11 protein-coding genes are annotated in these 11,392 nt (G+C 67.7%); 7 read left to right on the top strand and 4 right to left on the bottom strand.

Features of this window, described 5'->3' with window-relative positions:
- Position 1: 1 nt before the first annotated feature.
- Complete coding sequence (gene urtE, locus ACO07K_RS19895) at positions 2-697, top strand: urea ABC transporter ATP-binding subunit UrtE (protein WP_422030873.1); 696 nt, start codon at positions 2-4, stop codon at positions 695-697.
- A 127-nt stretch (positions 698-824) separates the two neighbouring features.
- Here urtE and ACO07K_RS19890 read toward each other — a convergent pair whose 3' ends face one another.
- On the bottom strand, positions 825-2,531 hold the full coding sequence (locus ACO07K_RS19890; RefSeq protein ID WP_422030871.1) for an N-acyl-D-amino-acid deacylase family protein: 1,707 nt from the start codon (positions 2,529-2,531) through the stop codon (positions 825-827).
- Positions 2,532-2,610: 79 nt separating this feature from the next.
- Between ACO07K_RS19890 and ACO07K_RS19885 the strand changes: the two genes are divergently transcribed.
- From ACO07K_RS19885 to ACO07K_RS19870, 4 genes are read left to right on the top strand one after another with little or no spacing between them, the layout of a single operon-like run.
- Positions 2,611-3,732: an NADH:flavin oxidoreductase/NADH oxidase gene (locus ACO07K_RS19885; protein WP_422030869.1), complete on the top strand. Its 1,122-nt coding sequence runs from the start codon at positions 2,611-2,613 to the stop codon at positions 3,730-3,732.
- Between the two features lie 30 nt (positions 3,733-3,762).
- Positions 3,763-4,977: a CoA transferase gene (locus ACO07K_RS19880; protein ID WP_422030867.1), complete on the top strand. Its 1,215-nt coding sequence runs from the start codon at positions 3,763-3,765 to the stop codon at positions 4,975-4,977.
- Positions 4,964-6,142, top strand: a complete 1,179-nt coding sequence (locus ACO07K_RS19875) for a 3-hydroxybenzoate 6-monooxygenase (protein WP_422030865.1) — start codon at positions 4,964-4,966, stop codon at positions 6,140-6,142. The genes ACO07K_RS19880 and ACO07K_RS19875 overlap by 14 nt, the downstream gene beginning before the upstream one ends.
- A gap of 39 nt (positions 6,143-6,181) precedes the next feature.
- Positions 6,182-6,691: a DUF1772 domain-containing protein gene (locus tag ACO07K_RS19870; protein WP_422030863.1), complete on the top strand. Its 510-nt coding sequence runs from the start codon at positions 6,182-6,184 to the stop codon at positions 6,689-6,691.
- A gap of 25 nt (positions 6,692-6,716) precedes the next feature.
- Here ACO07K_RS19870 and alsS read toward each other — a convergent pair whose 3' ends face one another.
- Positions 6,717-8,375 carry an acetolactate synthase AlsS gene (alsS, locus tag ACO07K_RS19865; RefSeq protein WP_422030861.1) on the bottom strand — a complete coding sequence of 553 codons (1,659 nt, stop codon included), beginning with the start codon at positions 8,373-8,375 and terminating at the stop codon, positions 6,717-6,719.
- 137 nt (positions 8,376-8,512) lie between these two features.
- On the opposite strand from alsS, the gene ACO07K_RS19860 reads away from it, so the two are divergent.
- Positions 8,513-8,977: a carboxymuconolactone decarboxylase family protein gene (locus tag ACO07K_RS19860; RefSeq protein WP_422030859.1), complete on the top strand. Its 465-nt coding sequence runs from the start codon at positions 8,513-8,515 to the stop codon at positions 8,975-8,977.
- Between the two features lie 50 nt (positions 8,978-9,027).
- On the opposite strand, the gene ACO07K_RS19855 is transcribed toward ACO07K_RS19860, so the two are convergent.
- A complete protein-coding gene (locus ACO07K_RS19855; protein WP_422030857.1) occupies positions 9,028-9,390 on the bottom strand; it encodes a hypothetical protein in 363 nt (120 codons plus the stop codon).
- Positions 9,391-9,652: 262 nt separating this feature from the next.
- On the opposite strand from ACO07K_RS19855, the gene ACO07K_RS19850 reads away from it, so the two are divergent.
- Positions 9,653-10,369, top strand: a complete 717-nt coding sequence (locus tag ACO07K_RS19850; RefSeq protein ID WP_422030855.1) for a retropepsin-like aspartic protease family protein — start codon at positions 9,653-9,655, stop codon at positions 10,367-10,369.
- A gap of 24 nt (positions 10,370-10,393) precedes the next feature.
- Here the strand turns inward: ACO07K_RS19850 and ACO07K_RS19845 are convergent, their stop codons facing one another.
- Positions 10,394-11,356 carry a Bug family tripartite tricarboxylate transporter substrate binding protein gene (locus ACO07K_RS19845; protein ID WP_422030853.1) on the bottom strand — a complete coding sequence of 321 codons (963 nt, stop codon included), beginning with the start codon at positions 11,354-11,356 and terminating at the stop codon, positions 10,394-10,396.
- Positions 11,357-11,392 lie beyond the last annotated feature (36 nt).

Genomic DNA, 11,392 nt, shown 5'->3' with positions numbered 1-11,392 from the left:
GATGCTTTCAGCCCAGAACGTCAATCTCTACTACGGCGCCGCCCAGGCGTTGCGCAGCGTATCGCTGACCGCCACGATCGGTCGCGTCACCTGCCTGCTCGGGCGCAACGGCGTCGGCAAGACCAGCCTGCTGCGTGCCATCTCCGGCATGCAGTCCATTGCCTCGGGCACCATCCAGGTCGACGGCCAGGAAGTCTCCAAGCTGCCTCCCTATGAACGCGCGCGCCGCGGTGTGGCGCTGGTGCCGCAGGGCCGCGAGATCTTCCCGCTGCTGACGGTGAAGGAGAATCTCGAGACCGGCTTCGCGCCGGTGAGCCGCGAGCACAAGAAGGTGCCGGACGAGGTGTTCGAACTATTTCCGGTGCTGCAGTCGATGCTGAAGCGCCGCGGCGGCGATCTCTCCGGCGGCCAGCAGCAGCAGCTCGCGATCGGTCGCGCGCTCACCATGCGGCCGAAGCTCCTGCTGCTCGACGAGCCGACCGAAGGCATCCAGCCCTCGGTCATCAAGGACATCGGCCGTGCCATCGTCTATTTGCGCCAGCGCGGCGACATGGCGATCGTGTTGGTCGAGCAGTATCTCGACTTCGCCCATGAGCTCGCCGACGATTTCGCGGTCATGGACCGCGGCGAAGTCGTGCTCTCGGGCACGCGCGAGACCTTCGACGTCGAGGCCGTGCGCAAGCACATGACGGTGTAATCAACTTCTTCCCCTTTGCGGGCTCCGCAAAGGGGAAGTGCCCTCGTCTTACGAGGGCGATGGGGTCATGACCCTTCCGTCGCCCAAGACGCGACACCTCGCCATCTGAATGGGGAGGACGGTTTCATCAACCCGCCGTTTGCGCCCCACGCACAAGCCGGCCCGGGCGTTCGCCGGTCAGCTCGTCGTTCTGCAGCGTCTCGACGCCGGCGTTGAACGTGTGCCTGTAGCCCGAGGCGCGCTGGATCAGGCGGCGGCCGCCGGTCGGCAGGTCATAGGCCACTTCGGGGCGCTTCAGGGCGAGGTTGTCGAAGTCGATCACGTTGATGTCGGCCTTGTGGCCCGGCGCCAGCAGGCCGCGGTCCATCAGCCCATAGGCCTCGGCCGTGCCGCGCGTCTGCTTGGCGATCAGGAACTCGAGGTCGAGCTTCGGTCCGCGCGTGCGGTCGCGGCCCCACAGGGTCAGCAGCGAGGTCGGCGAGGAGGCGTCGCAGATCACACCGACATGGGCGCCGCCGTCCGCAATGCCCAGCACCGATGCGGGATCGGTGATCATCTCGTGCACCACGTCGAGGCTGCCATAGGCATAGTTCTCGAAGGGCAGCATCAGCAGGCCCTTGCCGCCGCGCGACATCATCTCTTCGAGCGCCACCGCCTGCGGCGTGCGCCCCGTGCGCTGCGCGATCGCCGCGATCGAATCCTTGGCATCCGGCTCGTAGTCGGGCCGCTCGCCGATCGGGAACATCCGGTGGAACGCCTCGGCCATGAAGGCGCGCGGGTTGGGCGCCTGCTGCGTCTCGGTGAGCGCCCGGCGCAGCTCGGCGTCGGCAACGAGCCGCTGGTAGCGTTCCTCGGGCGAGAGCTTGCGCATGTCGAGCCAGGCGCGATGGCCGGCGAACGGATGCGCCGTCGTTTCGAGGCCCATGATGACGCCGATCGGCCGCGAGCCCACCTGCGCGTTGGCTATGCGGCCGCTGCGGCGCACGGCATTGATCTGGTCGAGCGTCTCGCGCCACAGCTTCGGTTGCGCGTCGACCTGCACCAGCAGGCAGGAGAGCGGCCGGCCCGCCAGCTTGGCGGCCGCGTCCAGCGCCTCGAACTCGCCGGGGCCGAAATCCGAATTGACCTGCAGCACGCCGCGGCCGGCGCGCTTCATGCCCTGGGCGATGCCGAGAAGTTCGGCCTCGTGGGCACTCAGCGTCGGCGTGAAGCGGCCGTCGCGGGCCTTGTGCTTGGTGGTCCGCGAGGTGGTGAAGCCCATGGCCCCGGCATGCAGCGCCTCCTCGGTGAGGCGGGCCATCTCCTCGATCTCGCGTTCGGTCGGCACCTCGGCATGTTCGGCGCCGCGGTCGCCCATCACATAGAAGCGCAGCGCGCCGTGCGGGAGCTGTGCGGCCACGTCGACCGCGCGGTCCATCGAGGCCAGGGCGTCGAGATAGTCGGGGAAGGACTCCCAGTTGAACTTCACGCCTTCGCTGAGGACGGTGCCGGGAATGTCCTCGACGCCTTCCATCAGGTTGATGAGGTAGCCCGAGGCGCCCGGACGCACCGGCGCGAAGCCGACGCCGCAATTGCCGAACACCGTCGTCGTGACGCCATGCCAGGAGGAGGGCGTAACGAACGGATCCCAGGTCGCCTGCCCATCATAGTGGGTGTGGATGTCGACGAAGCCCGGGGCGACGATCAGCCCGTCGGCGTCGATCTCGCGCTTGCCCGGTCCCAGCTTGGGACCGACGGCGGCGATGCGATCGCCTTGCACTGCAACATCGGCGATCCGGCGCCGGGCGCCCGAGCCGTCGATCACGGTTCCGTTTCGGATGACGAGGTCAAACATGGCGGGAAGGATAGGCCCTGAGGGTCGCCCCGGTCTATGTTCGGCTTTCCGAAAGCCATCCCGTCCGGGGGACCGACCTTTGCAGAAACCGCTTCTCTTCACGCCGCTCAAGATGCGCGGCGTCACCGCACCCAATCGCTGCGTCGTTTCCCCCATGGTCCAGTTCCGCGCGACGGACGGGCTGGTGAACGACTTCCACCTCGTTCACCTCGGCAAGTTCGCGCTGGGCAGGTTCGGCACCGTATTCACCGAGAACTGCGCCGTCGAACCGCGCGGCAGGGTCACGCAAGGCGATCTCGGCCTGTGGGACGACGGCCAGATCGCGAGCCACAAGCGACTGACCGATTTCATCCGCGGCGAGGGCGTGCTGTCGGCGACCCAGATCACCCATTCGGGTCGCAAGGGCTCGACGCCGCGCACCTTCGACAAGCGCGGCCAGTTCGGACCGGAAGGCGCAGGCTGGAAGAAATGGGAAGTGGTCGGCCCCACCGACCTCGCAGCGGCCGAGGGTTGGCTGAAACCGCGGGCCCTGTCGGTCGCCGAAATCGAGGAGCTGGTGCAGAAGTTCGCCGCCGCTGCGAAGCGCGCCGATGCCGCCGGCTACGACGTGCTCGAGGTGCACGGTGCGCACGGTTATCTGCTCGCGCAGTTCCTCTCGCCGATCAGCAACACGCGCAACGATCAGTATGGCGGCGACCGCGCCGGCCGCATGCGCTTCCCGCTCGACGTGGCGCGGGCCGTGCGGCAGGCATGGCCGGAGAGCAAGCCGCTGTTCGTGCGCGTCTCCGCCGTCGATGGGGGCGGCGGCTGGGACGTCGACGATACGGTGGCGTTCGCCCAGGAGCTGAAGGCGATCGGCGTCGACGTGATCGACTGCTCCTCCGGCGGCATCGCGGGTGCCGCGACCGCGGCCGGCGTCAAGCGCGGGCTCGGCTTCCAGGTGCCGTTCGCTTCGGCCGTGAAGAAGCAGGCCGGCATCGCGACGATGGCCGTCGGCCTCATCCTCGACGGGCCGCAGGCCGAGGCGATCCTGCAGTCGGGCGATGCCGACCTGATCGCGATCGGCCGCCAGGCGCTCTACGAGCCGTTCTGGGCGCTGCACGCCGCGCAGGCGCTGGGGTGCGATCCCGACTTCGACCTGTGGACGCCGGAATACGGCTGGTGGCTGGAGAAGCGCGAGCACACGCTCGGCCGCAAGTAACACGATAATCAATAGATACGGGAAACGTTCATGACAGGCATTCTTGCGGGCCTCCGCATCGTCGAGGGCTCGGCGTTCATCGCCGCGCCGCTGGGCGGCATGACGCTCGCCCAGATGGGCGCCGACGTGATCCGCTTCGACGATATCAAGGGCGGTCTCGACAATGAGCGTTGGCCGGTCACGGAAGACGGCCGCTCGATCTACTGGGCCGGCCTCAACAAGGGCAAACGCTCGATCGCTGTGGACCTGCGCAATCCCAAGGGTCGCGAGTTGCTCACGGCGCTGATCACCGCACCGGGCGAGGGCGCGGGCATCTTCACCACCAACATGCCGGCGCGCGGCTGGCTCGCCTACGAGGAGCTGGCGAAGAAGCGTGCCGACCTTATCGCCCTCAACATTATCGGCGCGCGCGACGGTTCGGCCCATGTCGACTACACGGTGAACGCCATCACCGGCTTCCCCATGGTCACCGGTCCGGTCGGCCATGAAGGACCGGTGAACGCGGTCTGTCCGCCCTGGGATCTCGCCGCCGCCTATGCCGGCGCCCTCTCGCTTCTCGCCGCCGAGCGCCATCGCCGCATGACGGGGCAGGGGCAGAAGATCGTGCTGCCGCTGCAGGACATGGCGCTCGCGACCACCTCGGCGCTGGGCTACATCGGCGAAGCGGTCGTGAACGATGTCGACCGGCCGCGCTTCGGCAACGAAATCTTCGGCACCTTCGGCCGCGACTTTCGCACCAAGGATGGCCGCTTCGTCATGATCTGCATCTTCTCTGACCGCCATGTCGATGCGCTGGCGGCGGCGGGCGGCTTCGCGGACGCCTTCAGGAAGATCGAGGTCGAGACGGGTGTCGATCTCAAGAGCGATGCCGGCCGCTGGGACGCCCGCCAGCAGCTCATCGCCGTGATCGAGCCGTGGGTGGCGGCCCACGATGCGGCGGAGGTTTCCGCCGCCCTGAAGAAGGCCGGCGCCCTCTGGTCGCCCTACCAGACATTTCGCGAGTTGGCCGCCGACCGGGTGAACGTGCTCGACAATCCGATGTTCACCATCCTCGACCAGCCCGGCATCGGCCGCTATCCCGTCGCCGCCTCGCCGATGCAGTTTGGCGCCGTGCCGCGGCAGCCGCCGCAGCCGGCGCCCGTCCTCGGCCAGCATACGGACGAGATCCTTGCCGGTATCCTCGGCCTGCCCGGGCACGAGATTGCCCGGTTGCACGACGACAAGGTCATCGGTGGTCCCCGATAGGATCCTCATCGCCGGCGGCGGCATCGGCGGACTCGCGGCGGCGCTGGCCCTCGCCCAGAAGGGCATCGCCTCGCAGGTGCTCGAGAAAGCCGGCCGCCTCGGGGAAATCGGCGCGGGCATCCAGCTCGGGCCCAACGCCTTCCACTGTTTCGACTGGCTCGGCGTCGGCGAGGCGGCGCGCGGCATGGCGGTCTATATCGACCAGCTTCGCCTGATGGATGCGCTGGCCGACGGCGAAATCTGCCACATCGATCTCGGCGAGCGGTTTCGCGCGCGCTTCGGCAACCCCTACGCCGTCGTGCATCGCGGCGATCTTCACGGCGTACTGCTGAAGGGGTGCGAGGATCATCCCCTGATCGAGCTGCGCACCAGCGCTGAGGTCACCGGCTACGACCAGGATGGCACTTCCGTCACCGCCCGGCTCCGCAGCGGCGAGACGGTGAGGGGGCGGGCCCTGATCGGCGCCGACGGGCTGTGGTCGAATGTGCGGGTGCAGGTCGCCAATGACGGGCCGCCGCGCGTCTCGGGCCATACGACCTACCGCTCGGTGATCCCGACCGAAGCGATGCCGGAGGGCCTGCGCTGGAACGCCGCCACCCTTTGGGCCGGGCCGAAGTGCCATATCGTCCACTACCCGCTCTCGGGCTGGAAACTCTTCAACCTCGTCGTGACTTATCACAACCATGCGCCCGAACCCGTCGCCGGCAGACCCGTCGCTACGGAAGAGGTGCGCAAGGGTTTCGCCCATGTCTGTGAACGAGCCCAGAACATCATAGGCCGGGGCCGAAACTGGCACATGTGGGTTCTCTGTGACCGTGATCCGGTCGACCGGTGGGTCGATGGACGGGTGGCGCTGCTGGGAGACGCTGCACACCCCATGCTGCAGTACATGTCACAGGGAGGATGCATGGCGATGGAGGATGCCGTCTGCCTCGCCGATTCGCTGTCCCGCAGCGCTTCCGTCGAGAGCGGCCTCGTCACCTATCGCGACCGCCGCGTCCTGCGCACGGCGAGAACGCAGCTGATGTCTCGCGCGATGGGCGATCATGTCTATCATCCGGCCGGCCCGCACGCGGCATTGCGCAATGCGATGATGGGGGCGCGGACGCAGGATCAGTGGCTAGACTCTCTGGAGTGGCTTTACGGCGGCAACGGCCTCGGCTAGGGCTGCTGCTTCGTAGGGTGGGTCAGCGGAGTTTCAGGGATGCGCCACGTCTTCTTCGTCCTCGCCTTGCTGTGCACCGCGCTCAACGCGGGCATCTTCTATTCCTTCTCGACCATCGTCATGCCGGGTCTCGATCTCGGCGGCGCCATGTCGGCGGTCAATTCGATGCACGGCATCAACACCATCGTGCGCAGTCCCCTCTTCGCCGTCGTCTTCTTCGGGGCCCTGATCCTGCCTCTGCTGGCGGCGCTGGGCGCCCGCTCGGCCGGTCATCGCGGTGCGGCGCGGCTCGCCGCCCTGGCCGCGCTGATCCATGCCGCCGCGGTGATCGGCGTCACCCTGCAGGTCAACGTGCCGTTGAACGAGACCCTCGCCACGGTGGCCGGCGCCGATGCCAACGCCGCGAGCTACTGGAAGGACTTCTCCGTGCCCTGGGCGTCGTGGAACCATGTCCGCGCGCTCGGTGCGGTCCTGGCCTTCCTCTGCCTGCTCGGCGCCTGGGCGGTCGACCTGACCTCGGCCGGCCGCCGGTCCTACGGTCTGCGCTGACCGTGGACCGTGATCGACGAGGGCGTCAGATGATGACGTCCTCGTGCATCGCGGCCATCAGGCTGGGATTGTCGCGATAGTCGACATGCACGCCGACCAGCACCGGACCGTCGATCGCCATCGCCTTGCGCAGCGTCGGGCCGACGTCATCGGCGTCCTTGATCATGAGGCCTTGCGCGCCCATCGACTCGGCGAACTTCACCAGGTCGACAGGGCCGAAATGCACGCCTGAATCGCGGCCATAGGCGGCGACCTCCTGAATCCCGACCATGTTGTAGCTGCCGTCGATCCAGACCAGATGCACGAAGTTGCACTTGAGGCGCACCGCCGTCTCGAGTTCGACGGCAGAGAACAGGAAGCCGCCGTCGCCCGACACCGACAGAACCTTGCGGCCGGGCTCGGCCAGGCAGGCAGCGATTCCCCACGGGAGGGCGACGCCCAAAGTCTGCTGCCCGTTGCTGATCATGATCTGCCGCGGCCGGTGGCTGATGAGATGCCGCGCCATCCAGATATGAAAGGAGCCCATGTCGGAGCAGAGCGTCACATCCTCGTCGATCAGCTTCTGCAACTCGTAAACTAGCCGCAGTGGGTGGACGGGCGCGCCGGAGCGTTTGGCTGCCTCGGCGGCTACAGTCGCGCGCTCGCGATGAATCTCGGCCAGCAGGTCGGACTGCATCGGGCGGTCCTTCGGCTGCACGAGGGCCGACAGGGCCCGCAGGGTGGCCGCGCTGTTGCCCATCAGCTCGATATCCGGACGGTAGTGTTGGTCGTAGTCCGCCGGAATGCAGTCGATGTGGATCAGCTTGCGCTTGCGGCCGGCATTCCAGAGCGCGGGGTCGTATTCGACGGGGTCGAAGCCCACGGTGATCACCAGGTCGGCCTCGTCGAGCAGCCGGTCGGCCGGCTGGTTGTGGAACAGGCCGACCCGTCCGCCGAAACAGTCGAGCCGGTCGCGCGGAACCACCCCTGCGGCCTGATAGGTGCCGGCGACGGCGAGGCGCGTACGGGCAAGCAATGCGCGCACCGCCTGGGCGACGGGCCCCTGGCTGGCCAGCATGCCGAGCAGCATCACCGGCCGTTGCGCCGCCTCGATCAGGGCGGCGGCGGCGGCGATCGCCTCAGTGTCGGCGGCGCCCATCGCCGGGATGGTTGCCGGGGTGAGCACGGCGCCGGGAGCGGGGGCCTTCATGACGTCCTTTGGCAATCCGATGAAGGCGGTGCCCGGGCGGCCGGACTCGGCGGCGCGGAACGCGGCGGCCGTCACTTCGGAGATCGCCGACGGCGAGTCGATCTCCGCCGCATACTTGGTGATGGGCCGCAGCAGCGCCACCGTGTCCATGCTCTGGTGCGCCTGCTTCAGCCGGTCGGCGATGGGCACGGCACCGCCCAGCGCCACTACGGGATCGCCCTCTGTATTGGCCGTGGCGAGTCCGGTGGCCAGGTTGGACACGCCCGGTCCCGAGGTCACGAGCACGACGCCCGCCTTGCCGGTCAGCCGGCCCAGCCCGCCCGCGATGAAGGTGGCGTTCTGCTCGTGCCGGCAGACGACCAGCTTGATCTTCGATTCGACCAGCGCGTCGAAGACGGGGTCGATCTTGGCGCCGGGAATGCCGAATATGTATTCGACGCCCTGCGCCTCGAGGTTGCGCACCAGCAGGTGCGCGCCGTTCTTCGGGTCGCTCATCCGATATCTCCCCAGCCCAAGTTGGTGATGACTATGCCCGAGCGCGGGAGGCGTGTCGTGGCCCCGGTGGTGCCAGGTTTGAAGCTTCTCCGCGTGGGGGAGTGCGGTTAGGGTCCTCTCCGAAAGCGAGGGCATCCATGGCACGAACCAAGAAGAGCGTGGCGAACCAGCACGACGAGAGCTCGGCTGAGTATCAGCGGGGTATGCATGAAATCCGCAAGCAGCTCGGGCCGATGGCGGATTCCTACATTCGCAACATCAAGGCGCTGGCGCCGGAATTCGCGTGGGTGAATGTCACCTTCCCGTTCGGCGAACTCTATACGCGCGACGTCATCGATCTGAAGACGCGCGAACTCTGCACCGTGGCGGCGCTCACCGTGCAGGGCTTTTCCCTGGTGGAGCTGAAGCTGCATGTGAAGGCGGCCTTGCGCTGCGGCGCGTCGCGCGCCGAAGTGACCGAGATCATCACCCAGATGATCGCCTATTGCGGCTTTCCGGCCGCGACCAATGCGCTGATGACCATGAAGGAAGCGTTCGACGAAGTCGACGCCGCCACCCGGAAGAAGCCGCGCAAGGCCGTGACGAAGGCGCGGCGCAAGTAAGCGACGCCGGCCCAGGAGACCGGCGTCGTATTGTTTCGGACCTTGGCCGCCTAGCTCTTGGGCGTGGGCGGGTTTGCCAGGATCTCGGCGCAGGCGCGCGCCACGTCGGACTCGGCGTCCTTGGCGCCCGGCATCGTGGCGAAGCCGCTCTTGGCGATCACGTTGCCGCGGTCCCAGGTGCTGGCCTTGCTGAGTTCGGTGATCTTCATTGCCGCGTCGGGCTGCCGGTTGAAGCGGTCGACGCAGATCGGTGCCAGGGCAACGACGACGGCGTCGCGGACCGCCGTGGCAGACTCCTTGCGGGCCGTTCCGCCGGTGACCCAACCGCCCCAGGTGAATCCGACGACCGCGCAGAGCACGGCGCCGCCGACGGCGCTCCAGATCAGGGTGGAGATGTTCTTTGGCATTTCCATGAGAATGTCCTTCGGGGCCGTGCGGCCCTTGTCAGCTCGGCGCGCGCAGGATTGCACAGCCGGCGTTCGAGAGAACGAGGAAGTTCGAGAACGAGACCGGCAACTCGGGCCGGTCCAGATGCGGTCGCCTCGGTTCGCGGGCGGGAGCACATGCATCTCTCAGCCATCGCAGGCCGACCATTTGGTGGGCGATGGTATAGACTTCGTACAGGTTGAGCGCGGAAGTGTCCAACCGGCCGCAATCGTGATCGGGACGGAAGCGATGAGACAGATACTCTTCCTGGCGACGCTTACCGCGACACTGCTCTTGGAAGTTGCGGCAGTGCAGGCGCAGTCACAGGAGGCGGCGCAGTTCATTGCGCAATGGCAGACGAGCAATGCCGCCTGCCGCGCGCCGGCGACGCCCGCGCTTGAAGCAATTGCCGCCTGCGAGCAGCGTGACACCTATTCGAAGCTGCTGTCGGCCTCGAACTATTGCTACGGGCCCGTCGAAGGGGCGTCTCCGGGCTGGACACCTTGCGGCGGCGATCCCGCGTCGGGGACGCCGAGCGCCAAGGCCCTCGAGGATGCGGCGCTGGCGCGGGCCACGGAGCGGTTCCAGAGGATGGGCGGCGTGTTCGTCCTGCCGGCCACCGTGAACGGCACCTCGATGGCGTACTTCATCGTCGATTCGGGCGCGGCCAACGTCCAGATCCCGGAGGAACTCGCCGAGGAGCTGAGGCGCAGCGGCACCCTCACCGAGGCCGATTCGCTGGGCCAGAGGCGCTTCACCCTGGCCGACGGCAGCGGACTTCAGCAGCGCATCGTGCGGCTGCGCTCGATCAGGATCGGCGAGCGCACGATGGAGAATGTCATGGCCTCAGTCAGCCCGGCCCGCAGCCGGGCCCTGCTGGGGCAGAGCTTCCTGCGCCGCCTCAGCTCATGGAAGATCGACAATGTGAGGAACTCGATCGAGTTCGAGTTCACCGGCTCGTTCTAGACCGGGCGCACCCGAGCCAGCCGTTCAGGTCGGCGCCGGGATCTTCGCGTCCTTGATCACCTTGCGCCAGCGCACGGTCTCGTCGGCGAGACGCTTGGCGTAGGCCTCGGGCGTGCCGCCGGTCGGGATGAAGCCGAGCGACGTGAGCCTCTCGCGCACCGCCTCGGCCTTCAGCGCGGCATTCACCGCGGCGTTGAGCTGCTGGATGATTTCCGGCGGCGTGCCCGCCGTCGTCGCCACGCCGAAATAGACGGCTGCCTCGAGTTCAGGCGCGCCGAGCTCGCTTGCGACCGGCACGTCCGGGATGTTGGCGACGCGGCTCTTGGCGCCGCAGATGAGGCCGCGCATCGTGCCGGCGCGGATCTGACCGTCGACCGGCGTGGTCACATCGACGAAGGCCGGCACGTGGCCGGCGACCGCATCGCGCAGCGCCTCGGCAGCGGCCTTGTAGGGGATGTGCTGGAGCTTGCCGTTGGTGCGCGTGGCGATCACCTCGCCCCAGAGATGCGGCAGGCCGCCCGAGCTGGAGGTCGAATAGTGGACGGGGCCGGGCTGCGCCTTCACCCATTCGATGAACTCGGCGAAGGTCTTGGCCGGGTTGTTGGCATTGACCGCGAGCACGCACGGGATGTCGGCGAGCTGCGCCACCATCGCGAGGTCCTTCTGCGGGTCGATCGGCATCGGGATGTCGAACGCCGGCTGCAGCGCCGCCGTGGTCGTCAGGATCATCAGGCTGGTGCCGTCGGGCTTGCTCTTGGCGACGTTCACCATGCCGACCATCGTGCCGCCACCCGGCCGGTTCTCGACCACGATGTTCTTGCCGGTGTCGGCCGACATGCGCTCGGCCAGGACGCGGCCGGCCGTGTCGGTCGAGCCGCCGGGACCATAGGGCACGACGAGGCGGATCTGGCCGCTCTGCCCGAAGGCGATCGAGGGCAGGGTGAGGGCGGCGGCGGTGCCGGCCACGAAACTACGGCGCTGGATCATGTGAAGTCCTTCCCTGATTGTTTTCATTATCGGGGA

This window comes from Reyranella sp. (genome assembly GCF_965228225.1).
Taxonomy (GTDB): Bacteria; Pseudomonadota; Alphaproteobacteria; order Reyranellales; family Reyranellaceae; genus Reyranella.
The sequence above is the reverse complement of the archived record's forward strand: the minus strand, read 5'-3'. Positions and strand labels throughout refer to the sequence as shown.

Coding starts and splice junctions, on each gene's coding strand:
- ACO07K_RS19855 (WP_422030857.1), bottom strand. CDS start 9,390: ATGGAAATGCCAAAGAACATCTCCACCCTGATCTGGAGCGCCGTCGGC.
- alsS (WP_422030861.1), bottom strand. CDS start 8,375: ATGAGCGACCCGAAGAACGGCGCGCACCTGCTGGTGCGCAACCTCGAG.
- urtE (WP_422030873.1), top strand. CDS start 2: ATGCTTTCAGCCCAGAACGTCAATCTCTACTACGGCGCCGCCCAGGCG.
- ACO07K_RS19860 (WP_422030859.1), top strand. CDS start 8,513: ATGGCACGAACCAAGAAGAGCGTGGCGAACCAGCACGACGAGAGCTCG.
- ACO07K_RS19845 (WP_422030853.1), bottom strand. CDS start 11,356: ATGATCCAGCGCCGTAGTTTCGTGGCCGGCACCGCCGCCGCCCTCACC.
- ACO07K_RS19870 (WP_422030863.1), top strand. CDS start 6,182: ATGCGCCACGTCTTCTTCGTCCTCGCCTTGCTGTGCACCGCGCTCAAC.
- ACO07K_RS19850 (WP_422030855.1), top strand. CDS start 9,653: ATGAGACAGATACTCTTCCTGGCGACGCTTACCGCGACACTGCTCTTG.
- ACO07K_RS19890 (WP_422030871.1), bottom strand. CDS start 2,531: ATGTTTGACCTCGTCATCCGAAACGGAACCGTGATCGACGGCTCGGGC.
- ACO07K_RS19880 (WP_422030867.1), top strand. CDS start 3,763: ATGACAGGCATTCTTGCGGGCCTCCGCATCGTCGAGGGCTCGGCGTTC.